Origin of the sequence: Thermus oshimai DSM 12092 (assembly GCF_000373145.1) — a bacterium.
Lineage (GTDB): Bacteria > Deinococcota > Deinococci > Deinococcales > Thermaceae > Thermus > Thermus oshimai.
The window spans coordinates 74414-100585 of sequence record NZ_KB890620.1 but is presented as its reverse complement, the minus strand read 5'-3'; the positions used below and the strand labels follow the sequence as shown (position 1 = coordinate 100585).

Sequence of the window (26172 nt, the reverse complement as noted above, 5' to 3'; positions counted from 1 at the left end):
CGATGAAGAAGCTACTGGCGGTTCTTTTCCTGGCGGTGTTCGGCGCGTTGGCCTTTGCGGCGGAGGAGGCGGCGGCCTCCGGGGGTCTGGACCGGGGCCTCATCGCCGTGGGCATGGGTCTGGCGGTGGGCCTGGCCGCCCTGGGCACGGGTGTGGCCCAGGCCCGCATCGGGGCCGCGGGCGTGGGGGCCATCGCGGAGGACCGGGGCAACTTCGGTACCGCCCTCATCTTCCTCCTCCTGCCCGAGACCCTGGTGATCTTCGGCCTGCTCATCGCCTTCATCCTGAACGGCAAGCTCTAAGCCCCTTTCCGGGCCCTGCCCTCCTTGGGGTGGGGCCCTTTTCCCCAAAGGAGGGTGAATGTCTAAGCTGGAAGCCATCCTGAGCCAAGAGGTGGAGGCGGAGATCCGCGCCATCCTGGAGGGGGCGAGGAAGGAGGCGGAAGGCCTCCTGGCCGAGGCCCGGGCCAAGGCCGAGGCCCTGGTTTCCGCCAAGGAAAAGGCGGTGAAGGCCGCTTTCCAAGCCGCCCTCAAGCGGGCGGAAAGCGCCGGGGAGCTCCTCCTTTCCACCGCCCGGGCCCAGGCCAGGGGGGAGGTGCTGGACGGGGTGCGGGCCCAGGTGGAGGAGGCCCTCTCCGCCCTGCCCCAAGACCCCCGCTGGCCCGAGATCCTGAGGAAGCTTGCGGAAGAGGCCCTATCCGCCCTGCCCGAGCCCGAGGCCCTCTTGGCCCACCCGGAGGACCTGCCCCACCTCGAGGACTTGGCCAGGGCCCGGGGCCTGGAGCTCCGCCCCGACCCCGCCCTGCGCCTGGGGGTGCGGGCCGTGGGCCGGGGGGGGAAGACCCAGGTGGAGAACTCGGTCCTCTCCCGTCTTGCGCGGGCCTGGGATGCCCTTTCGGCCAAGGTGGCCCAGGTCCTTTGGGGCTAAGGCCATGGCGGACGATTTCGCTTACCTCAACGCGCGCGTCCGGGCCCGGCGGGCGGGCCTCCTCAAGGAGAGCTTCTTCCAGGAGGCCCTGGACCTGCCCTTCCCTGACTTCCTCCGCCTCCTTTCCGAAACCCCCTACGGCCAGGACCTGGCGGGCCAGGCCCTAGGGGACGTGGACCGGGCGGTGGAAAGGACCCAGGCCCGGCTGGTGGGGGACCTCTTCCGGCTGGTCACGGGGGAGGCCCGGGAGGCGGTGCGCCTCCTCCTCCTGAGAAACGACCTCACCAACCTTCTCGCCGTCCTCCGGGCCAAGGCCACGGGCCGCCCCTTGGAGGAGGTGGCCCTCCTGCCCGGGACCCTCAAGGAGGGCCTCTGGCCCCTTCTCTACGAGGCCCAGGACGCGGCCAGCCTGGCCCAGCTCTTGGCCGTGCCCGGCCACCCCCTGGCCCGGGCCCTGAGGCAGGCCCTGCGGGAGACCCAGGACCCGGCCCGCCTCGAGGCCCTGCTCGCCAAGCGCTTCTACGAGGAGCTCTCCAAGGGGGCCAAGGGCCTGGACCAGCCCGCCCTTAGGGACTACCTGGCCCTGGAGGTGGACGCGGAGAACATCCTGAACGCCTTCAAGTTCCAGGGGGAAAGCCTCCCTCCGGAGGAGGTCTTCATCCGGGGCGGGCGCTTTTTGGACCGGGTGGCCTTCGCCCGCCTCCTGGAGGGGGACTACGCCGTGCTGGACGAGCTTTCCGGCACCCCCCTTGCCCCCCTGGCGGGGGTGCGGGACCTCAAGGAGGCGGCCCGCCGCCTGCGGTGCGTCCTCCTCAAGGAGGCCAGGAAGGGCCTGAACGACCCCTTGGGGGCGGGGCTGGCCCTGGCCTACGTGAAGGAGCGGGAGTGGGAGGGCCAGCGCCTGAGGCTCATCGCCCGTAAGGCCTACTATGGCCTTCCCCGGGCCCAGGTGGAGGAGGAGGTGACCTGCTCGTGAAGATCGCGGTGATCGCCCATCCCGAGACCGCCCAGGGGTTCCTTTTGGCGGGCCTCGAGGCCTATGGGGCCTCCACCCCCGAGGAGGCCAAGGCCCGGCTTTCCGAGCTCGTCCAGAGCAAGGACTACGCCCTGGTGGCCGTGGACGGAAGCCTCCTCCCCGATCCGGAGAAGGCGGTGGAGAAGCTCATGCGGGGGCGGGACCTGCCCGTCCTCCTGTCCATCGCGGGGCTAAAGGAGGCCTTCCAGAACCCCGACGTGGAGGCCTACATGCGCGCCTTGGTGCGCGAGACCATCGGCTTTGACATCAAGCTTTAGAATGGAGGGAAGATGATCCAAGGTGTCATCCAGAAGATTGCGGGCCCGGCCGTCATCGCCAAGGGCATGACCGGGGCCCGGATGTACGACATCTGCAAGGTGGGGCACGAGGGCCTGGTGGGGGAGATCATCCGCCTGGATGGGGACACCGCCTTCGTCCAGGTGTACGAGGACACCTCGGGCCTCAAGGTGGGCGAGCCCGTGGTCTCCACGGGGCTTCCTTTGGCGGTGGAGCTCGGCCCCGGGATGCTGAACGGCATCTACGACGGCATCCAGCGTCCCCTGGAGCGCATCCGGGAGAAGACGGGCATCTACATCAGCCGGGGCGTGGTGGTCCACGCCCTGGACCGGGAGCGCAAATGGGCCTGGACCCCCAGGGTGAAGCCCGGGGACGAGGTGCGGGGGGGGATGGTGCTCGGCACCGTGCCCGAGTTCGCCTTCACCCACAAGATCCTGGTGCCCCCGGACGTGAGGGGCCGGGTGAAGGAGGTCAAGCCCGCGGGCGAGTACACCGTGGAGGAGCCGGTGGTGATCCTGGAGGACGGCACCGAGCTCAGGATGTACCACACCTGGCCCGTGCGCCGCGCCCGCCCCGTGCAAAGGAAGCTTGACCCCAACACCCCCTTCCTCACGGGCATGCGCATCCTGGACGTCCTCTTCCCCGTGGCCATGGGGGGGACGGCGGCCATCCCCGGGCCCTTTGGGAGCGGCAAGACCGTGACCCAGCAGTCCCTGGCCAAGTGGTCCAACGCCGACGTGGTGGTCTACGTGGGCTGCGGGGAGCGGGGGAACGAGATGACGGACGTTCTCGTGGAGTTCCCCGAGCTCACCGACCCCAAGACCGGCGGCCCCCTCATGCACCGCACCGTGCTCATCGCCAACACCTCCAACATGCCCGTGGCCGCCCGCGAGGCCAGCATCTACGTGGGGGTGACCATCGCCGAGTACTTCCGCGACCAGGGCTTCTCCGTGGCCCTCATGGCCGACTCCACCAGCCGCTGGGCGGAGGCGCTGCGGGAGATCTCTAGCCGCCTGGAGGAGATGCCCGCGGAAGAGGGCTACCCCCCTTACCTCGCGGCCCGTCTGGCGGCCTTCTACGAGCGCTCGGGCAAGGTCATCACCTTAGGGGGCGAGGAGGGGGCGGTGACCATCGTGGGCGCGGTCTCCCCTCCGGGCGGCGACATGTCCGAGCCCGTGACCCAGTCCACCCTGCGCATCGTGGGGGCCTTCTGGCGGCTGGACGCCTCCCTGGCCTTCCGCCGCCACTTCCCCGCCATCAACTGGAACGGCTCCTACAGCCTCTTCACTCCGGCCCTGGACCCCTGGTACCGGGAGCACGTGGCCCCCGACTACCCCGAGCTCCGGGACACGATTTCCGAGCTCCTCCAGCGGGAGGCCGGCCTGCAGGAGATCGTCCAGCTGGTGGGGCCCGATGCCCTCCAGGACGCGGAAAGGCTCATCATCGAGGTGGGCCGGATCATCCGCGAGGACTTCCTCCAGCAGAACGCCTACCACGAGGTGGACGCCTACTGCTCCATGCCCAAGGCCTACGGCATCATGAAGATGATCCTGGCCTTCTACAAGGAGGCCGAGGCGGCCATCAAGCGCGGGGTTTCCATTGACGAGATTCTCCAGCTCCCCGTGGTGGAGCGCATCGGCCGCGCCCGCTACGTCACGGAGGAGGCCTTCCCCGCCTATCTGGAGGAGGCCCTGAAGGAGATTGAGGGCGCCTTTAAGGCCCTGGCCTAAGGGAGGGAAGATGGACCTCTTGAAGAAGGAATACACCGGCATCACCTACATCTCCGGGCCGCTCCTCTTCGTGGAGAACGCCAAGGACCTGGCCTACGGGGCCATCGTCGACATCAAGGACGGCTCGGGCCGGGTCCGCGGCGGGCAGGTCATCGAGGTTTCCGAGGAGTACGCGGTCATCCAGGTCTTTGAGGAGACCACGGGGCTGGACCTGGCCACCACCAGCGTGAGCCTGGTGGAGGACGTGGCCCGGCTCGGGGTTTCCAAGGAGATGCTGGGCCGCCGGTTCAACGGCATCGGCAAGCCCATTGACGGCCTGCCCCCCATCACCCCGGAGAAGCGCCTGCCCATCGTGGGCCTGCCCCTGAACCCTGTGGCCCGCAGGAAGCCCGAGGAGTTCATCCAGACCGGCATCTCCACCATTGACGTGATGAACACCCTGGTGCGGGGGCAGAAGCTCCCCATCTTCTCGGGCTCCGGCCTCCCCGCCAACGAGATCGCCGCCCAGATCGCCCGCCAGGCCACCGTCCGTCCCGACCTCTCCGGGGAAGGGGAGAAGGAGGAGCCCTTCGCGGTGGTCTTCGCCGCCATGGGCATCACCCAGCGGGAGCTCTCCTACTTCATCCAGGAGTTTGAGCGCACCGGGGCCCTTTCCCGCTCCGTCCTCTTCCTGAACAAGGCGGACGACCCCACCATTGAGCGCATCCTCACCCCCCGCATGGCCCTCACCGTGGCCGAGTACCTGGCCTTTGAGCACGACTACCACGTCCTGGTCATCCTCACGGACATGACCAACTACTGCGAGGCCCTGCGGGAGATCGGGGCGAGCCGCGAGGAGATCCCCGGGCGCCGGGGCTACCCGGGCTACATGTACACCGACCTGGCCACCATCTACGAGCGGGCGGGGGTGGTGGAGGGGAAGAAGGGGAGCGTGACCCAGATCCCCATCCTCTCCATGCCCGACGACGACCGCACCCACCCCATCCCCGACCTCACGGGCTACATCACCGAGGGGCAGATCCAGCTCTCTCGGGAGCTCCACCGCAAGGGCATCTACCCCCCCATTGACCCCCTGCCCTCCCTCTCCCGGCTCATGAACAACGGGGTGGGCAAGGGCAAGACCCGGGAGGACCACAAGCAGGTCTCCGACCAGCTCTACTCCGCCTACGCCAACGGGGTGGACATCCGCAAGCTGGTGGCCATCATCGGCGAGGACGCCCTCACGGAGAACGACCGCCGCTACCTCCAGTTCGCCGACGCCTTTGAGAAGTTCTTCATCAACCAGGGCCAGCAGAACCGCTCCATTGAGGAGAGCCTCCAGATCGCCTGGGCCCTGCTCTCCATGCTGCCCCAGGGCGAGCTTAAGCGGATCTCCAAGGACCACATCGGCAAGTACTACGGCCAGAAGCTGGAAGAGATCTGGGGCACGGCCCTCTAAGGAGGCGGCATGAGCCAGGTGAGCCCCACCCGGATGAACCTTCTGCAAAGGCGGGGGCAGCTCCGCCTGGCCCAGAAGGGGGTGGACCTCCTCAAGAAGAAGCGGGACGCCCTGGTGGCCGAGTTCTTCGGGCTGGTGCGGGAGGCCCTGGAGGCCAGGAAGGCCCTGAACGAGGCCGCCAAGGAGGCCTACGGGGCGCTCCTCCTGGCCCAGGCCTTTGCGGGCCCAGAGGCCGTGGCCGCGGCCGCCCTCGGGGTGCCCCCCCTAAGAGGGGTGGAGGCGGAGGTGGAGAACGTCTGGGGGAGCCGGGTGCCCCGGCTCAAGGTGGACTTCCCCAAAGGGGGGCTTTCCCCCGCCACCCCCGCCCAGGTCCTCGAGGCCCAGCGGGCCTTCCTCCGCTACGCCGAGGCCCTGGTCCGGGTGGCCAACACGGAGACCCGCCTGAAGAAGCTCGGGGAGGAGATCAAGAAAACCACCCGGCGGGTGAACGCCCTGGAGCAGGTGGTCATCCCCGGCATCCGCGGCCAGATCCGCTTCATCCAGCAGGTCCTGGAGCAAAGGGAGCGGGAGGACACCTTCCGCCTGAAGCGCATCAAGGGCAAGATCGAGGCCCGGGAGGCCGAGGAGGGCGGGCGGCCCAACCCCGCTCTGGAAATCGGGGCCGGCCTCTGAGCGCTGGTCCCCCTAGCCCCCCCTGGTCCTTATGGACCGGGGGGGATTTTCCATGGGTTCTTAAGAAAAAAGGGACCTTTGCCTCTATTGGAGAAAAAACCCACAGATGTACCCTGAGGGTGCCCAACACCCCCACCGCCTTCTTGGGCAAGGAGGTGCGCCGTGAAGAAGGCCAAGGACATCATGACCACCGAGGTGGTGCGGATCCAGGGCTCGGCCACGGTGAAGGAGGCCATCAACCTCATGAAGGAGACGGGCCTCAGGGCCCTCCTCGTGGAGCGCCGGAGCGAGGAGGACGCCTACGGCATCGTCACCGAGACGGACATCGTCTATAAGGTCATCGCCTACGGCAAAGACCCGGCCACGGTCCAGGTCCACGAGATCATGACCAAGCCCGTGATCACCGTGAACCCCGACCTAGGGGTGGAGTACGTGGCCCGCCTCTTCGCCAACACCGGCATCCGCCGGGCCCCGGTGATCCAGGGGGAGGTCATCGGCATCGTTTCCGTGACGGACATCCTGCGGAAGGCGGTCTTCTAAGCGTTGCGGGGCCCCCGCCGAAGCCTGGGCTTCGGCGGGGTACTTTCTTGACCTAGTCCAGCAAATTCCCTACACTCTAGGAGGGAGGTCAACAATGAAGCGCCTTATCGGGCTTTTCCTCTTCCTGGTTATGGCCTTGGCCCAGGGCCTGGGCCCCTTCTGGCAGGAGGTCCAGGTTCCGGGCGGGGTGTGTTCCGACGGCTCCCCCTACAGGTTCTACGTGAGCCCCGGGGACCCCAAGCGGGTGGTCCTGGACTTCCAGGGGGGCGGGGCCTGCTGGGACGCGGCCACCTGCGGCCCGGCAAGCCAGACCTACCGCAAGAAGGTGGACCCCCAGGAGCTCCTCCTGGCCCAGGGGATCTACAACCGCATGAGCATCGCCAACCCCTTCTTCGGCTGGACCCACATCTTCGTCCCCTACTGCACCGGGGACCTGCACGTGGGCCAGGCCACGGTGGACTACGGGGGCTTTAGGGGCCACCACCAGGGGGCCCGGAACGCCCTGGCGGTTTTGGAGTACCTCTTCCGGAACCACCCCCAGGCGGAGCGGGTCTTTGTCACCGGCTGCAGCGCCGGGGCCTACGGGGCGGTGTTCTGGGCGGACAAGGTGCTCTCCACCTACAAAAACGCCCAGGTGGCCCTCTGCGGGGACGCGGGGGTGGGGGTGGCCACGGAGGACTTCCCCGGCTTTAGGGTCTGGAACCCCCGCTACCCCGACCTCCCCGGCCTCTCCCCTAGGCCCCAGGTGGCGGAGATCTACGCCGCCCTGGCCCAGGCCTACCCCAAGGCGGCCATCGCCCAGTACACCACCGCCCTGGACGGGACCCAGATCTTCTTCTACGGGCTCATGAAGGGGGAGAGGACCCCCTCCGAGGCCACGGCCCGGGAGTGGGCGGCCCGCGCCCTCCAGGCGGTGACCCTCCCGGCCCAGGCCCAGAACTACACCTTCTTCCTGGCCCCGGGGTCCCAGCACTGCATCCTGCCCCGGCCGGAGCTCTACACCCTCAAGGTGGGGGAGACAGGTTTCCTGGACTGGCTAAGGGCTCTTTCGGAAGGGAAGGTGCCCCCTAGGGTCCGGCCTTAGGCCGTCCTAGGGTGGCGAACCACCCCTTGAGCCCGGGGTAAAGGGCGAGGAGGAGGCGGTGCCCCTTTTTCCGGTCCAGGGGGGCCGCCTCCAGAAGCGCCCTCAGGGGGGCGTCGCCTTTTTCCCTCAGGAGGGCTTCCGCCTTTAGGGTGAAGTGGGCCTGGAACCAGAGGGCGGTTTTCAGGTTCCCCCGCCTTTTCTCATAGGCGGAAAGGCGCCGTTCCTCGGGGTCCAGGGCCGCGAGATACCGCGACCAGGCGAGGAGGTGCTCCTTGAGGTCGGGCCGGGCCCCAAGGCCTAGGAGGAAGAGGTAGTTGGCCAGAAACTCATCCAGCCAGCGGGCCCCCGTGCGCAAGCGGAAGGCCACCTGCACCGCGTGGGCGTACTCGTGGCCCAGGGTGAGGTCCAGGAAGAAGGGGATCTCCCCGGGCGGGGGCCCCAGGGGGAGGAGGAGGGCCCTCAGGCGGTGGAGGAGGCGTTCGGGGTAGCGGGCGGGGGCGAAGAGGCTTAGGCGCCCCCCTTCCGTGCGCTGGAAGGGGAGGCCGTAGGGGTAGGGGAGGCGGGCCCGCCAGTCCCCTTCCGAGAGCACGTAGAGGGTGACCGGGGGAAGGGGGGCGTAGGCGGTGTAGACCCTGCGCAGGTCCAGGAGGTAGGCCCTGAGGTTTTCCGCCCGGAGCTCCGCCCCCTCCGAGGCGAAGGCCGGGAGGTGGGGGTGGGGGAGGGCTTTCATATCACCTCGCGGAAGCCGATGCGCTCCGCCTGGGCCTGGAGCTCCCGCCTCAGGGCCTGGTGCTGGGGTTTGGAGAGGGTGGGGTCTTCCTCCAGGATGCGCTTGGCCAGGGCCCGGGCCTTCTCTATGATCTCCGTGTCCTCCGCCAGGTCCCCGAGGCGGAGCTCGGGGTAGCCCGACTGGCGGGTGCCCCGGAGTTCCCCGGGGCCCCTAAGCTTCAGGTCCATCTCCGCGATGTAGAACCCGTCCGTGGAGGCCTCCAGCACCTTGAGGCGCTTGAGGGTGGCCCGGCTCGCCTCCCCGGCGATGAAGAGGGCGTAGCCCTCGAGGCCCCCCCGCCCCACCCGGCCCCTAAGCTGGTGGAGCTGGGCCAGGCCGAAGCGCTCCGCGTTCTCCACGACGATGAGGGTGGCCTTGGGGATATCCACCCCCACCTCTATGACCGTGGTGGAGACCAGAAGGTCAAAGGCCCCCTGGCGGAAGGCCTCCATCACCTCCTCCTTCTCCCGGGCGGGCATGCGGCCGTGGAGGAGGGCCAGCCTGGCCTCGGGGAGGAGGCCCTTGAGTTCCTCGTAAAGGGCGGTGGCCGCTTTTAACTCCAGGGCCTCGGACTCCTCGATGGCCGGGGCCACCACGAAGACCTGGTGGCCCTTCCTGATCTCCTCCCGGGCGAAGGCGTAGGCCTGGAGGCGGAGGGCGTGGGGGAGGACCTTGGTCTTCACGGGCTTCCGCCCCGGGGGCATCTCGTCCAGGACGCTCACCTCCAGGTCCCCGTAGAGGGTGAGGGCCAGGGAGCGGGGGATGGGGGTGGCGGACATGACGAGGACGTCTGGGGGGTGCTGGGCCATCTTGAGGAGGGCCCGGCGCTGTAAGACCCCGAAGCGGTGCTCCTCGTCCACCACCGCCAGGCCCAGGTCCCGAAACCCCACCCCTTCCTGGATGAGGGCGTGGGTGCCCACCGCCACCTGGGCCTCGCCGCTTTTTAGCCTCTCCAAGACCCCCCGCCGCTCCCGCTCCCCCATGGAGCCCAGGAGGAGCTCCACCTTCACCCCCAGGGGGAAGAGGTAGCGGAGGAGGTTCTCGTAGTGCTGCCGGGCCAGGATCTCCGTGGGGGCCATGAGGGCCCCTTGGGCCCCGTTCTTGGCGGCGAGGAAGAGGGCGAAGGCCGCCACCACCGTCTTCCCCGAGCCCACGTCCCCCTGGAGGAGGCGGGCCATCTGCCGGGGGCTTTGCATGTCCTTGGCGATCTCCCCCATGACCCGCTCCTGGGCCCGGGTGAGGGGGAAGGGGAGGGCCTTCCTGAAGGCCTCCACCCAGGCCTCCTCCACCCGGAACGCCCGGCCCAGGACCAGGCCCCCAGCGTCCAGGAGGGCCTTGAGCTCCAGAAGCAGGTACTCGTCAAACTTCAGGCGGAGGAGGGCCCGGGCGAGCTCCCGTTCGTCCTCGGGGAAGTGGATGGCCTTGAGGGCGAAGCTAAAGTCCATGAGCCCGTGCTCCTCCCGGTAGGCCGAAAGGGGGTCCTCCAGGGGGAGGGCCTTTTCCAGAGCCCGGTGGACCGTGCGCCTCAAGAAGGCCTGGCCCACCCCTTCCTTGGCGGGGTAGATGGGGACGATGCGGCCCGTGGAGAGGGACTCCGTCCCCTCGTCCTCAAAGTGCTCCACGTAGAGCTGCACCCCCCCCTGGCGCCGCACCTTCCCGGTGACGATGAGGCTCGCCCCTTCCTGGATCTGGTTCAGGACCCAGGTCTGGTTGAACCACACCAGGGTGAGCCGCCACCCCCAGGCGTCCACCGCCCTCACCTGGACCAGGGTCATCCCCTTCTTGGGGGTCTTGACCAGCTCCTTGGAGAGGACCTTGACGCTTAAGGTGGCCTTCTGGCCGTCCTCCAGGTAGCGCACCCCGGGGAGGGCCCGGCGGTCCTCGTAGCGGCGGGGGAAGTAGAGGAGGACGTCCCGCACCGTCCTTAGGCCGAGTTCAGCGAGCCTCTTCCGGCTCTGGGGGGGGACGAGGGGGTGGGCGGGGTCCTCGAGGCCCATCCGCCCCCCGCCTTTGGAGGGGGGCTCCTTCCGCGCCTCTTCCCCGTCCTCCAGGAGGGCTAGGGCCTGCTCCAGCGCCTTCCTTCGCTCCTCCGGGGTCTTCGCCCCGTAGCCCTGGAAGAGGGCCCGGATCTCGGGGAAGGGCCGGGCCAGGTTCTCCACCAGGGCCTCGAGGCCCCCCATGACCACCCGGTCTTGGGCCCCGTCCTTGAGCTCCAGGAGAAGGGGCTTGCGGAGCCTGGCCTTGAGCTCCCCTTCCGTCACGGTCTTCATGATACCCTTAGGCCTGTGAGCCGGGTGGAACGGTTGGAAAACGGGCTCCTCGTGGCCTTGGAGGAGCGGGACTACCCCGGGGTGGCCTTCCAGTTCCTCCTCCCTGCAGGGGCGGTGAACGAACCCTTTCCCGGGGCGAGCACCCTTTTGGAGGGGTGGCTCTGGAAGGGGGCGGGGGGCTTGGACGCGGAGGGGCTTGCGGGGGCCTTGGACGCCCTTGGGGTGCGGCGGGGAAGCGGGGCGGGGCTGGAGTACACCGCCTTCAGCGCCGCCTTCCTCCCCGAGGTCTTGGAGGAGGTCTTCCGCCTCTACGCCCTGCTCCTCACCGAGCCTTGGCTTAAGGGGGAGGACCTCCCCGCGGTGAAGAGCGTGGCCCTCCAGGCCCTAAGGGCCCAGGAGGACCAGCCCGCGAGGAAGCTTTTTTCCGAGCTCAGGAAGCGGGTCTTCCGCTCCCCCCACGGGCGGGATCCCCTGGGGGAGGAGGAGGCCATTCGGGGGGCCACCCCGGAGGCCCTCAGGGAGGACTTCGCCCGCCGCTACACCCCGGAAGGGGCCATCCTGGCCGTGGCCGGCGGGGTGGACTGGGGGCGGCTTAGGGGGGCCCTGGAACCCCTCCTCGCCTGGCGGGGGGAGGGGGTGGGTTACCCCACCCCTGAGCTTTCCGAGCCCAGCCGCCTCCTCCTAAAGCGCCCCACGGCCCAGGTGCAGATCGGCCTGGCCTACAAGGACGTGGGGCCAGAGGACCCAGGGTTCTACGCGGCGAGGCTGGCCCTCGAGGCCCTCTCCGGGGGGATGGCGAGCCGCCTCTTCACCGAGGTGCGGGAGAAGCGGGGCCTGGTCTACGCGGTCTCCGCCTTCCCCGCCGGGGTCAAGGGCCAGGGCCTCCTCATGGCCTACGCGGGCACCACCCCCGAGCGGGCGGGGGAGACCCTGAAGGTCCTGAGGGAAGAGGTGGAACGGCTTTCCGAGGGGATCACGGAGGACGAGTTCCAGCGGGCCAAGGTGGGCCTGAAGACCGCCTTGGTCCTTGCGGACGAGTCCGTGCGGAGCCGGGCGGCCTCCATGGCCCGGGACCTCTTCATGCTGGGCCGGGTCCGCCCCCTCTCCGAGATCGAGGGCGCCCTGGAGGCCCTCACCCTGGAGGGGGTGAACGCCTACCTACAGGCCCACCCCTACCGCGACCCCTGGGTGGGGCTTCTGGGGGAGGTGAACGATGTTTCGTGAAGCGACCCTGAAAAACGGCCTGAAGGTGGCGGCGGAGATCCTTCCCGAGGCTCGGAGCGTGGCCCTGGGCTACTTCGTGAGAACGGGGGCCCGGGACGAGCGTCCGGAGGAGAGCGGGGTGAGCCATTTCCTGGAGCACATGGTCTTCAAGGGCCCGGAAGGCATGGACGCCCTTTCCGTGAACCTGGCCTTTGACCGCCTGGGGGCCCAGTACAACGCCTTCACCTCCGAGGAGGCCACGGTGTACTACGGGGCGGTGCTTCCGGAGCACGGGCCTTCCCTCCTCGCGCTTTTCTCCCGCCTCATGCGCCCCGCCCTCCGCCCGGAGGACTTTGAGGTGGAGCGGCAGGTGATCCTGGAGGAGATCGCCCGCTACCAGGACCGCCCGGGGTACGTGGCCTACGAGTGGGCCCGGAAGGGGTTTTTCGGGGACCACCCCTTGGGCCAAAGCGTCCTGGGGACGCCGGAGACCATTCGGGCCCTCACCCCTGCCGCCATGGCCCGCTACCACCACAGGCGCTACCGCACGGGGAACATGGTCCTCCTCGCCACGGGGCGGGTGGACTTTGAGGCCTTCCTCGCCCAGGCGGAGGCCCTCACGGAGGGGTTCCCCGGGGGAGAGGCGGAAAGGGCCTACCCCCCCCTCGTCCCCCAGGTGGGCCTTTCGGAAAGGCCCTACGAGAAGGCCAGCCAGCTCTACCTGGTGGCCCTCTTCCCCGGCTTCGCCTACCAGGAGGAGGCCCGCTTCGCCGCCCAGGTCCTGGCCTACCTCCTGGGGGAGGAGGGCTCGGGGCGGCTCCACTTCGCCCTGGTGGACCGGGGCCTGGCGGAGGTGGCGGCCTTTGGGCACGAGGAGGGGGACCGGGCGGGCTTCTTCCACGCCTACGTGCAGGCGGACCCCGCCTATAGGGGAGCGGTCCTCGAGGCCCTGGAGGAGACCCTGGCCCGCCTGGAGCGGGAAGGGGTGGGGGAGGAGGAGGTGGAGCGGGCCAAAACCCCCCTGGCCACGGGCCTGGTCTTCGCGGGGGAAACCCCCATGGGGCGGCTTTTCCACCTGGGCCTGGAGTACCTCTACACGGGCTACCCCCTTACCCTGGAGGAGGCCAAGGCCCGCCTTCTCCGGGTGACCGCGGAGGAGGTGAACGCCCTCCTGGAGCGGGGCTTTCTCCGCCAAGGCTTCTACCAGCTCCTCCTTCCCCATGAGCCCTAGGGCCCTCCTCGCCGCCCTGGTCACCATCCTCTTTTGGGCCAGCGCCTTCGCCGCCATCCGCGCGGGGCTTAGGGGCCTCGAGGCCGGCCACCTGGTCCTCCTCCGCTTCCTGGTGGCGGGGGGGGTTCTCCTCCTCCTCGCCCCCCTCCTCAGGGTGCGCCCGCCCCGCAGGGAGGACCTTCCCCGGCTCTTCCTCCTGGGCTTCCTCGGCATCACCCTCTACCACACCGCCTTGGTCTACGGGGAAAAGACCGTCACCGCGGGGGCGGCGAGCCTCCTCATCGCCTCGGGGCCCATCTTCACCGCCCTCCTCGCCCGCTTCCTCCTGGGGGAGCGCCTGGGGAGGAGAGGGGCCTTGGGGATGGGCCTGGCCTTCCTCGGCGTGGCCCTCATCGCCTTCGGGGAGGGGGGTGGGGTGGGGGTGAGCCCGGGGGCCTTTCTCGTCCTCCTCTCCGCCCTCTCCACCGCCTTCTACTTCGTCCTGCAAAAGCCCCTTTTCGCCCGCTACACCGCCTGGGAGATGACGGTCTACACCCTTCTCCTCGGCACCCTGCCCCTTCTCGTCTTCCTGCCCGGCCTGCCGCAGGCCCTAAGGGAGGCCCCCCGGGAGGCCCTCTTGAGCGCGGTCTACCTGGGGGTCTTCCCCGGGGCCCTGGCCTACCTCACCTGGACCTACGCCCTTTCCCTCACGGGGGCGGCCCGGCTTTCCTCCTTCCTCTACCTTTCCCCGGCCCTGGCCATCCTCATCGCCTGGGTCTGGCTTAAGGAGGTGCCTTCCCCCTTGAGCCTCCTGGGGGGGGCTCTGGCCCTCCTTGGGGTCCTCCTGGTGAACCTCCGCCGGTAGCGTAGAATCTCCTCGGGAGGCTAGATATGGAGATCCGCACGGTGGGTGTGGTGGGCGCGGGCCAGATGGGCTCGGGGATCGCCCAGGTGGCGGCCCAGGCGGGTTACGGGGTGGTCCTGGTGGACGTGTCGGAAAGCGTCCTGGAACGGGCGCTCTCCACCATCCGGCGCTCTTTGGACAGGTTCCTGGAAAAGGGGCGGATCACCCAAGAAGACCGTGAGGCCACCTTGGGCCGTATCCGCACCAGCCTCCGCCTGGAGGACCTAGCGGAGGCCGACCTCATCGTGGAGGCCATCGTGGAGGACGAGGGGGCCAAGCGGGCCCTTTGGGAGAGGCTGGGGGCCTTGGCCAAGGGGGAGGCCATCCTGGCCAGCAACACCAGCTCCATCCCCATCACCGCCTTAGCCCGCTACTCGGGGGCCCCGGAGCGCTTCATCGGCATGCACTTCTTCAACCCCGTCCCCCTCATGCCCTTGGTGGAGGTGATCCGGGGGGCCCTCACCGCCGAGGCCACCCGGGACCGGGTGGTGGAGGCGGCGAGGCGCATGGGGAAGACCCCCCTCGAGGTCCAGGACTACCCCGGCTTCGTCTCCAACCGCCTCCTCATGCCCATGATCAACGAGGCCATCGAGGCCCTGCGGGAGGGGGTAGCCACCAAGGAGGCCATCGACGGGGTGATGCGCCTGGGCATGAACCACCCCATGGGGCCCCTGGAGCTTGCGGACTTCATCGGCCTGGACACCTGCCTCGCCATCATGGAGGTCCTCCACCGGGGCTTCGGGGACGACAAGTACCGCCCTTCCCCTCTCCTCCGCCGCATGGTCCAGGCGGGGCTTCTGGGCCGCAAGACGGGCCGGGGGTTCTACACCTACGACGAGAAGGGGAACAAGGTGGGGTAAGCACCCCAAGAGGGTAGGCCCCAGGGGGTGGGGGGCTGGAAAGGCTTCCAATCCCGGGCTAGACTGGAGGCATGGAGCTTCCACGCGCCTACGGCCTCCTCCTCCACCCCACGAGCCTTCCCGGCCCCTACGGGGTGGGGGTGCTGGGGGAGGAAGCCCGGGGGTTTCTCCGCTTCCTCCACCGCTTCGGCGGGCGCTATTGGCAGGTCCTCCCCCTGGGCCCCACGGGCTACGGGGACTCCCCCTACCAGTCCTTCAGCGCCTTCGCGGGGAACCCCTACCTCGTAGACCTTAGGCCTTTGGAGGAGGCGGGCTACCTCCGCCTCGAGGACCCCGGCTTCCCCCAAGGGCGGGTGGACTATGGCCTCCTCTACCGCTGGAAGTGGCCCGCCCTAAGGGCGGCCTTCCAGGGCTTTTTGGAAAAGGCGCCAAGGTCGGAGCGAGAAGCCTTTGAGGCCTTCCAGGAGCGGGAAGGGGCCTGGCTTAGGGACTACGCCCTCTTCATGGCCCTAAAGGCCCGGCACGGGGGGCTTCCCTGGAACGCCTGGCCCCACCCGTTGCGCCTCAGGGAGGAGGCCGCGCTTAGGAGGGCGGAAGGGGAGCTGGCCCAGGAGGTGGCCTTCCACGCCTGGACCCAGTGGCTCTTCTTCCGCCAGTGGGGCGCCTTGAAGGAGGAGGCGGAGGCCTTGGGGGTGGAGCTCATCGGGGACATGCCCATCTTCGTGGCCGAGGACTCCGCGGAGGTCTGGGCCCACCCCGGGTGGTTCCACCTGGACGAGGAGGGCCGGCCCACGGTGGTGGCCGGAGTGCCCCCGGATTACTTCTCGGAAACGGGCCAGCGCTGGGGCAACCCCCTCTACCGCTGGGACGTGTTGGAGCGGGAGGGGTTTTCCTTTTGGGTGGAGCGCCTGGGGAAGGCCCTAGAGCTTTTCCACCTGGTGCGCATCGACCACTTCCGGGGGTTTGAGGCCTACTGGGAGATCCCCGCCTCCTGCCCCACCGCGGTGGAGGGGCGGTGGGTGAAGGCCCCGGGGGAAAAGCTCTTCGCCCGCATAGAGGAGGTCTTCGGCCGGGTGCCCATCCTGGCGGAGGACCTCGGGGTCATCACCCCCGAGGTGGAGGCCCTAAGAGACCGGTTCGGCCTCCCGGGGATGAAGGTCCTGCAGTTCGCCTTTGACGGGGGGCGGGAGAACCCCTTCCTCCCCCACAACTACCCCCCCCACGGCCGGGTGGTGGTCTACACCGGCACCCACGACAACGACACCACCTTAGGCTGGTACCGCACCGCCACCCCCCACGAGCGGGCCTTCCTGGCCCAGTACCTTTCCGAGTGGGGCCTAGGCTTTGAGAGGGAAGAGGAGGTGCCCTGGGCCCTCATGGCCTTGGGGATGAAGTCCGTGGCCCGGCTTGCGGTCTTCCCCGTGCAGGACGTGCTGGCCCTGGGCTCCGAGGCCCGGATGAACTACCCCGGGCGCCCCGCGGGCAACTGGGCCTGGCGCCTTTTCCCAGGGGCCCTCACCGAGGCCCACGGGGCGCGGCTTCTCGCCCTGGCCCAAGACACGGGGCGGGTTTAGGGGCCCCGGTAGAGCCGCCGTTCCGCCTCTATGGCCGCCCGGAGCTCCTGGTACTCCTTGAGGAGCTCCGTGGTGGCCCGTTCCTTCAAAAGGGCCTTCACCTCCTCCAGCCTCTCGGTGTAGTAGGCCTCCCGCAGGCGGGCCAGGGCCTTTTCCAAGACCTCTTTCCGCTTGGGGTCCTCCAGGGCCGGGGCCAGGAGGAGCCTTTCAAAAAGAAGACCCCCCGCTTCCTTTTTCCCCAGGACCCGGCGGAGGTGGTCCCTCCGGGGGTCCTTCTGGGCGCTTTCCAGAAACTCCCCTAGAAGGGAGCCCTCGGGAGGCCAGACCCTATCCGCGATGAAGCGGACCGTCTCCGCAAAGGCCTCCTCCGGTGCGGAGAGGGCCAGGGCCATCACGTCCAGCTCCAGGAGGAGGGTCCGGTTTTGGGGGAGGGGTTTGGGGGGAGCAGGGGGTGGGGCCGCTTTCCGCCCCTTGCGGGCTAGGGCCTCCAGGTAGTCCTCCAGGGCCTTGGGCCTGAGGCCGAGCTCGGTGATGGCCACCGCCTTGAGCCTCTCCGCCACCGGGTCAAAGGGTTCGGGGGAGAGCATCCTGGGGGCGAGCCTCTCCAGCACCTTGCGCTTGGCCTCGGGGCGGCTCAGGTCCAGGCCTTGGGCCGCCTCCCGGAAGCGGAACTCCACCTCGGGCAGGGCCTCCTCCAGGGCCTTCTGAAAGAGGGCCGGGCCGCCCGCGGCCAGGAGGAGTTCCCCCGGGTCCTTGGCGGGGAGGCGCACGGCGAAGAAGAGGAACCGGCGGGCCACCTCCAGGTCCAGGCTCTGCAGGGTGGCCCTCTGGCCCGCCTCGTCCGCGTCAAAGGCCAGGTAGACCTCCAGGACCTCCGCCTTCTTCAAGAGGGCCGCCTGGGCCTCGGAAAGCCCCGAGCCCAGGACGGCCACCGTCTCGGGGAAGCCCATCTGGTGCAGGGCGATGGCGTCAAAAAGCCCTTCCACCACGATGGCCCTGCGCTTTTCCCGCATGGCCTCCTTGGCCTCGGGGTAGGCGAAGAGGACCTCCCGCTTGCGGAAAAGGGGGGTTTCGGGGGTGTTCAGGTACTTGGGGGTTTCCTCCCCAAGGGCCCTCCCCGTAAAGGCCACGATCCGCCCCAGGGCGTCCTTGATGGGGAAGGTGATGCGGCCCCTGAGGCGGTCGTAGGGCCGGCCCTCCTTTTCCGCCAGCACCCCCGCCTTAAGCCCCTCCTCGGGGGTGAAGCCCTTTTGGGCCAGGAAGGTGAGGAGCCCGTCCCCCTTGGGGGGGGCGTAGCCCAGCCCGAAGCGGGCGACGCTCTCCTCGGAAAGCCCTCGAGCCCTCAGGTAGGCCAGGGCCTCGGGGTGGGTTTGGAGGTTTTCCTGAAAGTAGGCCTGGGCCGCCTTCAGGAGGTCCAGAAGCTCCCTGCGGGGCCCCGCACCCCCCAGGGGGGCGAGGGCAATCCCGGCCTCTTCCGCCAGGCGTTCCAGGGCCCCCCGGAAGTCCAGGCCCTCCATGCGCTCCACAAAGGCGAAGAGGTCCCCCCCCGCCTTGCAGCCGAAGCAGTGGAAGAGGCCCTTGTCCTCGTCCACGTAGAAGGAGGGGGTCTTCTCCTGGTGGAAGGGGCAAAGCCCTTTCCACCGGCCCTTGCCCGCGGGCTTCAGGGCCACGTACCGCCCCACCACTTCCCGAAGGGAAAGGCGGGCCTTAATGGCCTCTACCGCCTGGGCCACGTCCATACGGGCTTCCCCCTACCCCAAAGCCTGCGCACCCACTCCCCCAGGATACCGTACCCCCGGAGCTTGGGGGCCACCCTTTCCTCCCACCCTCCGCCCCCGGAGGCCCGGAGGAGGTAGGCCCGCCAGGCCTGAAGGAAGGGGAGGCTTGGGGTGAAGCCCAGGAGGTGCCCCACCCCCTCCCCCTCCTCCAGGAGGAGCTGGGCCCTGAGGAGGCGGGCGAGCTCCAGCTGGACCGCGAAGCCGGTCTTGTGGGTGTGGTAGAGGAGGTGCTGGGAGAGGGCCTTGGCCTTCCTCGGGCTTTGGGGCCAGAGGTAGAGGCTTAAGGTGGAGAGGGCCAGGTGGTAGACGTAGGGGTTGGGGAGCGTCCGCCCCGCCTTCAGGGCCTCCTTCAGGAGGGGCCTGGGGTCTAGGCCCTTCCGCCAGCGGTCCAGGGCCTGGGCCAGGTCGGCCAGGGCCCGGCCGTCGGGGTGGGTGTGGGCTTCCTCCAGGAGGTCTATTCGGAATCGGCCCCTTAAGGTGGAGGCGGCCAGGAGGGCCGCGGCCAGCCAGGGGTGGGGGGCTTGGCGGTAGGCCGCCTCTCCCAGGGCCAGGGCCTCGTGAAGCCTCCCCGTCTCCAAGAGGAGCCTAAGGCGGGTGGCTTGGAAGCGGGCCCAGGCCTCCCGTTCCTCCGGGGGCGGGGGGGCTTTCAGGATCTTTCCCGCTTCCTCGTGCCGCCCCAGGTCCATGAGGAGGCCCGCCCGGAGGGCCTCTACCTCCGCTTTCAAGGCGGGGGGGAGGTGGGGATGGGGGGGAGGGAGGTGGGCCAGGGCGAGCTGGGGCTGGAAGCCCCGCCAGAGGAGGCCCGCCAGGAGAAGCCGGGCCTCGGTGGCCTCCAGGGGGTAGGGCTTTAGGGCGGGGAGGAGGTTGGCAAGCTCCGGGGCGCTTGGGGCTTTGCGGAGCCTCCGGTAGGCCTCGAGGGCGGGGTCCTTGGCCCTAAGGCCCCCCCGGGCCCCTTCCCCCAGGCCGAGGCTGGCCCGGGCGTCCTGCCTTTCCCTTTCCAGGGCGGGCCTCATGGCTTCTGGGGCCGCCCTTAGGGCCCGTTCGTAAAGGGAAAGGGCCCGCTCCGGGTGCCCCCGGTTCCAGGCGGCGTGGGCCAGGGCCCGGTACACCCGGGCCGCCTTTTCGCCCTCCCCGGCCTCCTCCAGGAGCCTGGCCGCGAGGAGGTAGGCCCCTTGGGCCAATAGGCGCTGGGCCGCTTCCCGGCGCCACCCATGGGCCTCTTCCTCCAGGACCAACCCCCGGGCCGCCTGCCCCACCTCGGGGAGGGGCAGAAGCCAGGCCCCTTGGGTTCGGATGAGGCCTTCGGCCTCGAGGCGCTGCCCGTCAAAAGGCCCCACCAGCTCCTCCAGAAGCGCTGGCGTGGCCCGGCCCAGGACCCCAAGGGCGAGAAGGGCCTTCCGCTCCCGGTGGGGCAGGCCGTCCAGGGCGGGCTGCAGGGTCCAGGGAAGGGGCGGGCGGGTCCGTTTTAGGGCCAGGTGGGGCGCCCATAGGGGCTTGCGGCTTTCCACCAGGAGGAAAAGGCCTTCCGGAGGACGCTCAAGAAAGCGGGCCAAGGTGCGGTCGGGAAGGTGGAGGTCCTTGAGGACCAGAAGGAAAGGGCCGAGCCGGGCCAGGCTTGCGGTCCAGGCCTGGAGGATCCTTTCCTCCAGGACCTCCCGCGGCCAGGGGGGGCGTTCTCCAAGCCCCAAGCTGTAGGCCAAAGCGGTCCTTTCCTCCCCTTCCAGGCCTTCCAGGGCCCCTTCCGCCTCCCCGAAAAGCTCCTCCGCGGCCCGTTTCAGGCTTTCCCTCAAGGGGGTTTCCGGCCCCATCCGCTCCAGGACCGCTACGGGGAGCCTCATCCCCGGGGCCTTTCTCCGCAGGAAGGCCTCCAGGAGGAAGCTTTTCCCGCTTCCCGGGGGCCCCGTGAGGAGGGCCCGCCTCTGGGTCCGAAGATCCCTTTCCAAGGCGTCCAGGAGGGCCTCCTCCTCCGGGGTGAGCTGGAGCCCCACCCCTTCCACTTGCAGAAGGGGAAAGGGCCCCAGGCCCGGAAGCGCCTCCTCGCCCAGGAGGTGGGCCTTCGCCCCCGGGGCCAGGTCCAAGGTGGCGGGGTCCGCTAGGACGCTTCCCGTGGGGGCGGCTTTGGAAAGCCGCTCCGCCAGGGCCACCACCGGCCCCACCGCCGTGGGCCGGCCGGCGAGGCCATCCCCCAAAGGGGTCCAGAGCACCTCCCCGCTGGCCACCCCCGCCCGGGCGGGCCAGGGGCTTCTCCGGACCATGGCCAGGGCGGCCTCCAGGGCGCGGTGGGCCTCGAGGCCCCTCGCCCGGGGCGCGCCGAAGAGGACCAGGACCCCATCCCCTGGGAAGGCGTGCACGTGGCCCCCGTGGGCCCGGGCGGCCTGGGCCGCGCGGGTGAGGGTTTCCTGCACCGCTTCATAGGTGGGGTGGAGGCCCTTCTGGAACCCCCTTGTGGAGCCCACCAGGTCAAAGAAGACCACGCTCACCCAGCGCCTTTCCCGGGGCAGGGTGACCCCCAGGGCCTGGCCGCAGGCCATGCAGAAGCGGGCCTCGGGGGGGTTCTTCTGGCCGCAGGAGCAGCGCATCAGCGGAAGAGCATGAGGGGGGGGCTTAGGAGGACCTCGGCCCTTTTCGGCATAGGGCCTTCCCAGTAGACCACCACCTTGGCCCCCGCCTCCAGGAGGTAGAACCCTCCCCCCAAGGGGGTAGTCTCCCCCCCTAGGCGGTAGCGGGGGCCTTCCCGGCGGAGGAAGGCCTCGCCCTCCAAGGGCCCCACCGCCTCCGCCACGCCGTGGAGGAGGGCCTTGAGGGGGCCTGTGGGGGTGGGCGGGGGGCCCCGGTCAAAGGCGTAGACCACCCCCGCGGGGGTTTTGGCCTCCACCAAGGGGCTTCCCCAGGGCTCGGGGAAGAGGAAGACCTCCTCCCGGTGGGCGGAGAACCGCTCCAGGAAGCTTTCTGGGCTTTCCTCTATGGGCCTTGGGGTCATGGGAAAAGTCTAAGCCCCCCCAAGGGGGGCTTGCTAGGGGGGTTTGGCCGTTACCGGCTGAAGGATACGGAGACGCTACCGGAGAAGGTCTTGTTTACGGTGTAGGTCTGGCCGTTCACCTTTAGGGTGCCTTGGAGGCTACCGGAGCGGCTTACGGTGTACCCCGACTGGCTGAAGGTGAGGGTGTCGGTGGTGGAGACGGTCAGGCTTAGGTCGCTTACCTGGTAGGTGTTCCCTTTGTACTGCAGGGTGAACCCGCCGGTTTCCGTGAAGTTACCCGAGAGGGTCACGCTGGTTTGGCTGCTGTTAAAGGTGAGAGCACCTTGGTAGGAGAGATTCACGTTTTCTAGCGCGGTGGGCTCGGGCCGGTTAACCCTACAGGTCCCCGTGAGACTCCCGCTGAGCTGGAGAGAGGTTTCGCTGGCCGAAACCGTGAGGTTAGAGGTCAGGGTGCCGCCGGCGGGGCAGGCGACGGAGGAGGTGGCGCTCATGGAGCTCTGGGGGCTTAGGCCCATGGGGTTGTAAGTGGGGGCGATGTAGGGGGCGAGGGCGGTTAGTATGGCTTCCACCTCCGTTTGGCTTGGCGCGGTGTTACCGGAGCTCTGGTTTTGGCTGCCGCAACCGCTTAGCAGAGCACTTAGAAAAAGCATCAGCCCAAAAAGGCTTTTGAACCTCTTCATGGCTTCACAAATATCCTTTTCTTTGCGCTTTTGTCAAGCTTTGGGGCTCAGTGCAGGGTGCGTCCGGGTAAGGAGAGGACCAGGTTGGCCGCAAGCTGGAGGGCCGCCCCCTTGTCCAGGTGCTGGTTGCCGTTCCCGCACTTGGGGGAGAGGACGCACCGGGGGCAGCCCTCCTCGCAGGGGCACCCTTTCAGGAGTTCCAGGGTGGCCCGGATCCAGTCGGGGAAGCGCCGGGCCGCGGCCCGCGCGTACCCTACCCCGCCCGGGTAGCCGTCGTAGATGAAGACCGTGGGGCCGCCCCCCGAGGGGAGGGGGCGGGGGTAGACGGGGTAGGAGAGCCCCCCGATGTCCTGCCGCTCCGCCAGGACGAAAAGGGGCAGGAGGCCGATCATGGCGTGCTCCAGGGCGTGGATCCCCCCGGGGATCCTGTGGGGCGGGAGGACCTCGGGGGGGTGGAACCAGAGGGCTTCCGTGGGGAAGGCGATCTCGGGAAGGAAAAGGGGCACCTCCTCCAGGACGCTTCCCGTATAGAAGCGCTTCTTCACGTACCCCACCACCCGCTCCCTTAGGAGGACCCGGCCCACCCAGACCCCATGGCCCACGGGCTCCCCCGAGAGGACCTCGAGGTCCATCTCCGCCCGGGGCTCGGTGTAGTAGTCCTCCAGGGCCGGCAGGAGCCAGATCTCCCGCTTCAGGGGGTCTATGTTCCGCACCAGGAAGCTTTCCCCCTGGTGGAGGTAGACCGCCCCCGGGTGGGCCTCCCAGTAGGCCTGGCGCTCGTCCAAATGGCCCAGCACCTCCCCGTCGGGGCCCCTGAGGGTAAAGGTGGCTCCTAGGCCCCTCAAGGAGAGGTCCCGGTGGGGGTGGCGTTTGGGGGTGTAGAAGCGGCCCCCCTTTTCCCTGAGCTCCCCTAGGGCCTCCGGGCAGGGGACCTCCTCCCGGGTGAGGGGGAGTTCGTAGGCCGCGGCGTGGAGGTGAAGGGGGCAGAGGACGGGGTTCTTGGGGTCGGCCACCGCCTCCTCCGGGGGGCTTTGGAGGAGGAGTTCAGGCCGGTGGAGGAAGTACTCGTCCAGGGGGTCTTCCCGGGGGATGTAGACCACGAGGGCCCGCCTCCCCCCCCGCCCCGCCCGCCCGGCCCTTTGCCAGAAGGAGGCGATGGAGCCGGGGTAGCCCAGGAGGACCACCGCGTCCAGCTCCCCGATGTCCACCCCGAGCTCCAGGGCACTGGTGGCCACCAGGACCCGGACCTCGCCCCGCTTTAGGCCCTCCTCCAGGGCCCGGCGGGCCTTTGCGGTGTAGCCCGCCCGGTAGGGGCGCACCAGGGGGTGGTCCGCGTAGCGGGCCACGAGCTCCGCCGCCTTTCTAGCGTTGGCGAAGACGATGCCCCTAAGCCCCCCCTCGGCCAGGGTGCGGGCCAGGTGGGCGGCCTCCAGGAGGGGGCTCCGCCGCCTTTCCCCCTTCTTGTCCAGGGCTTTGGGAGGAAGCACCAGAAGCTCCCGTTCCGAGCGGGCCACCTCCTCCCAAAGCTCCAGGAAGGGGAGGCCCGTGAGCTCCTCCGCGTGGGCCTTGGCGTTCCGTATGGTGGCGCTTGCGGCGATCACCTGGGGGTTTGCCCCGTAGTGGCGGGCCAGGCGGAGGAGGCGCCTTAGGACCCAGGCCACGTGGGTTCCGAAGACCCCCCGGTAGGCGTGGAGCTCGTCCAGGACCAGGTAGCGGAGCCGGGCCAGGAAGTGGGCCCACGCCCCGTGCCGGGGCAGGAGGCCGAAGTGGAGCATGTCCGGGTTGGTGAGGAGGACCGTTCCCCTTTCCCTGGCCTCCTTGCGCACCTCCGAGCGGGTGTCCCCGTCGTAGGGGAAGATCCCCTCCACCCCTAGGGCCTTTCCCATGGCCTTGAGGCGCTTAAGCTGGTCGTGGGCCAGGGCCTTGGTGGGGAAGAGGAGGAGGCTGGTTCCCCCTTCCAGGGCGGCCTTCAGCACCGGGGCCTGGAAGACCAGGCTTTTCCCGGAGGCGGTGGCGTAGGCCATGACCAGGTGGTGCCCCTCTTCCAAGGCCTCCAGGGCCCGTTTCTGGTGGGCGAAGGGCGTGAGGCCCAAGGCCCCCAGCACCCCGCTGAAGACCCCCCCGTAGGGGACGGGCCTGGGGGGTTTTGCGGGGAGGAGGCGGGCGAAGGCGATGCGGCCCCGGTACTCGGGGTCGCTTTCCAGCCACTCCCGGTAGCTACCAAACCCCTTCAGGCCCTCGGGGAGCATCAGAGCATGCCCGCCAGGAAGCCCTGCTCCCGCACGGTGCGGATGAGGTCCATCACTGTGAGGGCCTGGGGGTCGTACTCCACCTGGATCTGGGCCGGCCCCACCGCCTGGGCCTCGGCCACCCCCGGAAGGCGGCGGAGGGCCGCCAGGATGCGCTCCATCCCCTCGGGGGTGGGCTCCCCCCGGACGCCGAGAAAGACGCGGTTCATGCCTCCCATTCTTTCCGGGAAGGCCCGCCTATTCCAAGACCCCCCGGGCCTCCCCCCTCAGGCCCCGGCTTCCCAGAAGGCGCACCGCCAGGACCAAGGGCCCCACGGTGAACCCTTGGGCCAGGAGGGCTTCCTTGAGGTCCTCCCGCTTGGGGTCCAGGTGCAGGGCCACCTCGTAGACCCCTGCGTCGTAGGCGCTTTTCACCACCGCCCCCAGGAGGCCCTCCAGGACCCGGGCGTTTTGGCCCTCTATCCGGGTCACAAGCACCGTGGTGGCCTCCCCCTGCCAGAGGGCCTGGGCCAGGGCGAAGCCCAGGGGCTCCTCCCCCTCCTCCGCCAGGAAGGAGTGGCCGGTGCGGGCGAAGTGGCGGACCGCCCCCAGGCTTAGGGGCCTATCCCCCGCCACCCGGTTTAAGGCCTCGAGGTCCAGCTCGCTGAAGGGCCGGAAGCGCATGCCCCTATGCTACCCTCCGCCTCGGCCAGAGGGCGAGCTCCAGGAGGAGAAGCCCAAAGGCGAGGAGGGCGAAGAAGCGCCCCCCACCCCCTTGGCCCTTGGGGAGGAAGCTTTCCTTGGGGGTGGGGAGGAGGGTTTCCTCGGGGCGGAGGAGGCCGGTCCTCACCTCCCGGTAGGGCTTTAGGAAGTTGTAGACCAGGAGGGGGAAAAAGGGCTCATCCTGTAAGGCGGAAAGGGGCGGGAGGTAGAGCCCCCCTTCCGTCCAATAGATCAGGCCCACCCCTCCCTCCCCCTCGGCCAGGGGCCGCCAGGGGGGCGGGGGCGGGGGGGGTGGGGGCAGGCGGGCCCCCAGGAGGGCCACCCCTTCCAGGAGGGGGTGGGGAAGGGCGGAAAGGACCGCCGTGGGGGCACCCCCCTCCCGGGCCAGGTAGAGGGTGGGCCTTTCCGGGGCCCCTTCCGGGCTTCCCACCGCCACCCGCACCTCCTCCCCCGGCCGGGCTCCGAGGAGGGCGAAAAGGCGCTTTAGGGCGGGCTCCTCGGGAAGGCGCACCCCCAAGGGGCGGAGGGCGAAGCCGGCGGTGTCGTCCAGGGCCAGGGCGTCCTCCCCCAGGAGGCGGGCGGTGAAGGTCTGGGGGAGGCCCTCCAGGCGGGCGTACCCCCTGGGGGGGACGGGTAGGGTGTAGGGGCGCCCCTCCACCAGGACCCGGGCGGTCCTGGGGCTAAAGCCCCCGTTCCCCACCGCCAGAAACCCCCCCGCCACCGCCACGAGCCCCAGGTTCTCCGCTCCGCTCCCCACCCCCAGGTACCCCTCCACCCCTGGGGGCGGGGGGCCGTCCGTGGCCACCACCACCGGGGCCTTAAGGAGCCTCCGCCCGAGGGCCACCCCCCCTTCCAGGTCTGCCCCGCCCCCTTCCGCCTCGAGGGCCAGAAGCCTCCCCCTCAGGGCCACCCCCGGGGCGGGGCCGAAGGCCCTGGGGGTTTCCCCCGCCGCCACCAGCACCGCTTCCGGGGCCCTTTCCAAGAGGGGCAGGGCCTTTTCCTTGGCCAGGTCCAGCCGGGTCCTTCCCCTTTCCTTGGCGGCCATGCTGGCCGAGGCGTCCACCACCAGGACCAGGGGGGAGGGGAGGAGGGGGGGGTCCTCCAGGGCCAGGACCAGGGCCGCCCCCGCAAGGAGGAGGAGGAGAAGCCTCAGGTCCAGCCTCGGCCGGAAGCGCCGCGCCCGGCCCCGCCGCCAGAGCCACACCCCGGCCCAGGGCCTGGGCCTAGGCCCCCCCCTTCGGTAGAGGACGTAGATGAGGAGGAGGACGGGAAGGAGGAGCCAGAGCATCC

24 protein-coding genes are annotated in these 26172 nt (G+C 69.6%); 14 read left to right on the top strand and 10 right to left on the bottom strand.

Annotated features, from left to right (window positions below):
• Nucleotides 1-2 precede the first annotated feature (2 nt).
• From B043_RS0108950 to B043_RS0108910, 9 genes are all read left to right on the top strand, one after another.
• A complete protein-coding gene (locus B043_RS0108950; protein WP_016329069.1) occupies nt 3-302 on the top strand; it encodes an ATP synthase subunit C in 300 nt (99 codons plus the stop codon).
• A gap of 58 nt (nt 303-360) precedes the next feature.
• On the top strand, nt 361-927 hold the full coding sequence (locus B043_RS0108945) for a V-type ATP synthase subunit E (protein ID WP_018461745.1): 567 nt from the start codon (nt 361-363) through the stop codon (nt 925-927).
• A 4-nt stretch (nt 928-931) separates the two neighbouring features.
• A complete protein-coding gene (locus B043_RS0108940) occupies nt 932-1903 on the top strand; it encodes a V-type ATPase subunit (protein ID WP_018461744.1) in 972 nt (323 codons plus the stop codon).
• A gap of 2 nt (nt 1904-1905) precedes the next feature.
• Nucleotides 1906-2220 carry a V-type ATP synthase subunit F gene (locus tag B043_RS0108935; protein WP_187288205.1) on the top strand — a complete coding sequence of 105 codons (315 nt, stop codon included), beginning with the start codon at nt 1906-1908 and terminating at the stop codon, nt 2218-2220.
• A gap of 12 nt (nt 2221-2232) precedes the next feature.
• Nucleotides 2233-3969: a V-type ATP synthase subunit A gene (locus B043_RS0108930; protein WP_016329073.1), complete on the top strand. Its 1737-nt coding sequence runs from the start codon at nt 2233-2235 to the stop codon at nt 3967-3969.
• A gap of 10 nt (nt 3970-3979) precedes the next feature.
• A complete protein-coding gene (locus B043_RS0108925) occupies nt 3980-5407 on the top strand; it encodes a V-type ATP synthase subunit B (protein ID WP_016329074.1) in 1428 nt (475 codons plus the stop codon).
• Between the two features lie 9 nt (nt 5408-5416).
• A complete protein-coding gene (atpD, locus tag B043_RS0108920; RefSeq protein WP_018461743.1) occupies nt 5417-6079 on the top strand; it encodes a V-type ATP synthase subunit D in 663 nt (220 codons plus the stop codon).
• Nucleotides 6080-6241: 162 nt separating this feature from the next.
• The gene (locus tag B043_RS12390) at nt 6242-6619 is read left to right on the top strand and encodes a CBS domain-containing protein (RefSeq protein ID WP_018461742.1); all 378 of its coding nucleotides are present in this window, start codon (nt 6242-6244) and stop codon (nt 6617-6619) included.
• 94 nt (nt 6620-6713) lie between these two features.
• Nucleotides 6714-7703, top strand: a complete 990-nt coding sequence (locus tag B043_RS0108910) for a pectin acetylesterase-family hydrolase (RefSeq protein WP_018461741.1) — start codon at nt 6714-6716, stop codon at nt 7701-7703.
• On the opposite strand, the gene B043_RS0108905 is transcribed toward B043_RS0108910, so the two are convergent.
• Nucleotides 7687-8433, bottom strand: a complete 747-nt coding sequence (locus tag B043_RS0108905; protein ID WP_018461740.1) for a hypothetical protein — start codon at nt 8431-8433, stop codon at nt 7687-7689. The genes B043_RS0108910 and B043_RS0108905 overlap by 17 nt on opposite strands.
• On the bottom strand, nt 8430-10742 hold the full coding sequence (recG, locus tag B043_RS0108900; RefSeq protein WP_018461739.1) for an ATP-dependent DNA helicase RecG: 2313 nt from the start codon (nt 10740-10742) through the stop codon (nt 8430-8432). The genes B043_RS0108905 and recG overlap by 4 nt, the downstream gene beginning before the upstream one ends.
• A gap of 15 nt (nt 10743-10757) precedes the next feature.
• On the opposite strand from recG, the gene B043_RS0108895 reads away from it, so the two are divergent.
• The 5 genes from B043_RS0108895 to malQ all read left to right on the top strand — a co-directional run bounded on the left by B043_RS0108895 (nt 10758) and on the right by malQ (nt 16493).
• Nucleotides 10758-11966 (top strand): M16 family metallopeptidase, encoded by a 1209-nt coding sequence (locus tag B043_RS0108895; protein ID WP_018461738.1) that lies wholly within the window; start codon nt 10758-10760, stop codon nt 11964-11966.
• Nucleotides 11956-13176 carry a M16 family metallopeptidase gene (locus tag B043_RS0108890; RefSeq protein ID WP_018461737.1) on the top strand — a complete coding sequence of 407 codons (1221 nt, stop codon included), beginning with the start codon at nt 11956-11958 and terminating at the stop codon, nt 13174-13176. Before B043_RS0108895 ends, B043_RS0108890 begins: the two co-directional genes overlap by 11 nt.
• Nucleotides 13166-14020: a DMT family transporter gene (locus B043_RS0108885; protein WP_018461736.1), complete on the top strand. Its 855-nt coding sequence runs from the start codon at nt 13166-13168 to the stop codon at nt 14018-14020. Before B043_RS0108890 ends, B043_RS0108885 begins: the two co-directional genes overlap by 11 nt.
• Nucleotides 14021-14046: 26 nt before the next feature.
• On the top strand, nt 14047-14919 hold the full coding sequence (locus B043_RS0108880) for a 3-hydroxyacyl-CoA dehydrogenase family protein (RefSeq protein ID WP_018461735.1): 873 nt from the start codon (nt 14047-14049) through the stop codon (nt 14917-14919).
• Between the two features lie 71 nt (nt 14920-14990).
• Nucleotides 14991-16493 (top strand): 4-alpha-glucanotransferase, encoded by a 1503-nt coding sequence (gene malQ / locus B043_RS0108875; RefSeq protein WP_018461734.1) that lies wholly within the window; start codon nt 14991-14993, stop codon nt 16491-16493.
• On the opposite strand, the gene dnaG is transcribed toward malQ, so the two are convergent.
• Genes dnaG through B043_RS0108835 form a run of 8 tightly spaced genes read right to left on the bottom strand, consistent with a single transcriptional unit; the run spans nt 16490 to nt 26170 of the window.
• Nucleotides 16490-18232, bottom strand: a complete 1743-nt coding sequence (dnaG, locus tag B043_RS0108870) for a DNA primase (protein ID WP_016329508.1) — start codon at nt 18230-18232, stop codon at nt 16490-16492. The two genes, malQ and dnaG, sit on opposite strands and share 4 nt — an antisense overlap.
• Nucleotides 18211-20850 carry an AAA family ATPase gene (locus B043_RS0108865; protein WP_018461733.1) on the bottom strand — a complete coding sequence of 880 codons (2640 nt, stop codon included), beginning with the start codon at nt 20848-20850 and terminating at the stop codon, nt 18211-18213. The genes dnaG and B043_RS0108865 overlap by 22 nt, the downstream gene beginning before the upstream one ends.
• Complete coding sequence (locus tag B043_RS0108860) at nt 20850-21251, bottom strand: hypothetical protein (protein ID WP_018461732.1); 402 nt, start codon at nt 21249-21251, stop codon at nt 20850-20852. Before B043_RS0108860 ends, B043_RS0108865 begins: the two co-directional genes overlap by 1 nt.
• Nucleotides 21252-21301: 50 nt before the next feature.
• Nucleotides 21302-21931, bottom strand: coding sequence for a hypothetical protein (locus tag B043_RS0108855; RefSeq protein ID WP_018461731.1), 630 nt, complete (start codon nt 21929-21931; stop codon nt 21302-21304).
• Nucleotides 21932-21978: 47 nt separating this feature from the next.
• Nucleotides 21979-24180: a DEAD/DEAH box helicase gene (locus B043_RS0108850; RefSeq protein WP_018461730.1), complete on the bottom strand. Its 2202-nt coding sequence runs from the start codon at nt 24178-24180 to the stop codon at nt 21979-21981.
• Nucleotides 24180-24389 carry a heavy-metal-associated domain-containing protein gene (locus B043_RS0108845; RefSeq protein ID WP_016329504.1) on the bottom strand — a complete coding sequence of 70 codons (210 nt, stop codon included), beginning with the start codon at nt 24387-24389 and terminating at the stop codon, nt 24180-24182. The genes B043_RS0108850 and B043_RS0108845 overlap by 1 nt, the downstream gene beginning before the upstream one ends.
• Nucleotides 24390-24417: 28 nt before the next feature.
• Nucleotides 24418-24843: a DUF1999 family protein gene (locus B043_RS0108840; protein ID WP_018461729.1), complete on the bottom strand. Its 426-nt coding sequence runs from the start codon at nt 24841-24843 to the stop codon at nt 24418-24420.
• A gap of 4 nt (nt 24844-24847) precedes the next feature.
• Nucleotides 24848-26170 carry a vWA domain-containing protein gene (locus tag B043_RS0108835; RefSeq protein WP_018461728.1) on the bottom strand — a complete coding sequence of 441 codons (1323 nt, stop codon included), beginning with the start codon at nt 26168-26170 and terminating at the stop codon, nt 24848-24850.
• Between the last annotated feature and the right edge of the window lie 2 nt (nt 26171-26172).

Excerpts from the sequence above, each read along its gene's own strand:
- B043_RS0108945 (WP_018461745.1), top strand. The coding sequence starts at position 361 with ATGTCTAAGCTGGAAGCCATCCTGAGCCAAGAGGTGGAGGCGGAGATC.
- B043_RS0108885 (WP_018461736.1), top strand. The coding sequence starts at position 13,166 with ATGAGCCCTAGGGCCCTCCTCGCCGCCCTGGTCACCATCCTCTTTTGG.
- B043_RS0108850 (WP_018461730.1), bottom strand. The coding sequence starts at position 24,180 with ATGCTCCCCGAGGGCCTGAAGGGGTTTGGTAGCTACCGGGAGTGGCTG.
- B043_RS0108860 (WP_018461732.1), bottom strand. The coding sequence starts at position 21,251 with ATGACCCCAAGGCCCATAGAGGAAAGCCCAGAAAGCTTCCTGGAGCGG.
- B043_RS0108950 (WP_016329069.1), top strand. The coding sequence starts at position 3 with ATGAAGAAGCTACTGGCGGTTCTTTTCCTGGCGGTGTTCGGCGCGTTG.
- B043_RS0108905 (WP_018461740.1), bottom strand. The coding sequence starts at position 8,433 with ATGAAAGCCCTCCCCCACCCCCACCTCCCGGCCTTCGCCTCGGAGGGG.
- B043_RS0108845 (WP_016329504.1), bottom strand. The coding sequence starts at position 24,389 with ATGAACCGCGTCTTTCTCGGCGTCCGGGGGGAGCCCACCCCCGAGGGG.
- recG (WP_018461739.1), bottom strand. The coding sequence starts at position 10,742 with ATGAAGACCGTGACGGAAGGGGAGCTCAAGGCCAGGCTCCGCAAGCCC.
- B043_RS0108840 (WP_018461729.1), bottom strand. The coding sequence starts at position 24,843 with ATGCGCTTCCGGCCCTTCAGCGAGCTGGACCTCGAGGCCTTAAACCGG.
- B043_RS0108890 (WP_018461737.1), top strand. The coding sequence starts at position 11,956 with ATGTTTCGTGAAGCGACCCTGAAAAACGGCCTGAAGGTGGCGGCGGAG.
- dnaG (WP_016329508.1), bottom strand. The coding sequence starts at position 18,232 with ATGGACGTGGCCCAGGCGGTAGAGGCCATTAAGGCCCGCCTTTCCCTT.
- B043_RS0108855 (WP_018461731.1), bottom strand. The coding sequence starts at position 21,931 with ATGAAGAGGTTCAAAAGCCTTTTTGGGCTGATGCTTTTTCTAAGTGCT.
- B043_RS0108880 (WP_018461735.1), top strand. The coding sequence starts at position 14,047 with ATGGAGATCCGCACGGTGGGTGTGGTGGGCGCGGGCCAGATGGGCTCG.
- B043_RS0108930 (WP_016329073.1), top strand. The coding sequence starts at position 2,233 with ATGATCCAAGGTGTCATCCAGAAGATTGCGGGCCCGGCCGTCATCGCC.
- atpD (WP_018461743.1), top strand. The coding sequence starts at position 5,417 with ATGAGCCAGGTGAGCCCCACCCGGATGAACCTTCTGCAAAGGCGGGGG.
- B043_RS0108865 (WP_018461733.1), bottom strand. The coding sequence starts at position 20,850 with ATGCGCTGCTCCTGCGGCCAGAAGAACCCCCCCGAGGCCCGCTTCTGC.
- B043_RS0108910 (WP_018461741.1), top strand. The coding sequence starts at position 6,714 with ATGAAGCGCCTTATCGGGCTTTTCCTCTTCCTGGTTATGGCCTTGGCC.
- malQ (WP_018461734.1), top strand. The coding sequence starts at position 14,991 with ATGGAGCTTCCACGCGCCTACGGCCTCCTCCTCCACCCCACGAGCCTT.
- B043_RS0108835 (WP_018461728.1), bottom strand. The coding sequence starts at position 26,170 with ATGCTCTGGCTCCTCCTTCCCGTCCTCCTCCTCATCTACGTCCTCTAC.
- B043_RS0108925 (WP_016329074.1), top strand. The coding sequence starts at position 3,980 with ATGGACCTCTTGAAGAAGGAATACACCGGCATCACCTACATCTCCGGG.
- B043_RS0108940 (WP_018461744.1), top strand. The coding sequence starts at position 932 with ATGGCGGACGATTTCGCTTACCTCAACGCGCGCGTCCGGGCCCGGCGG.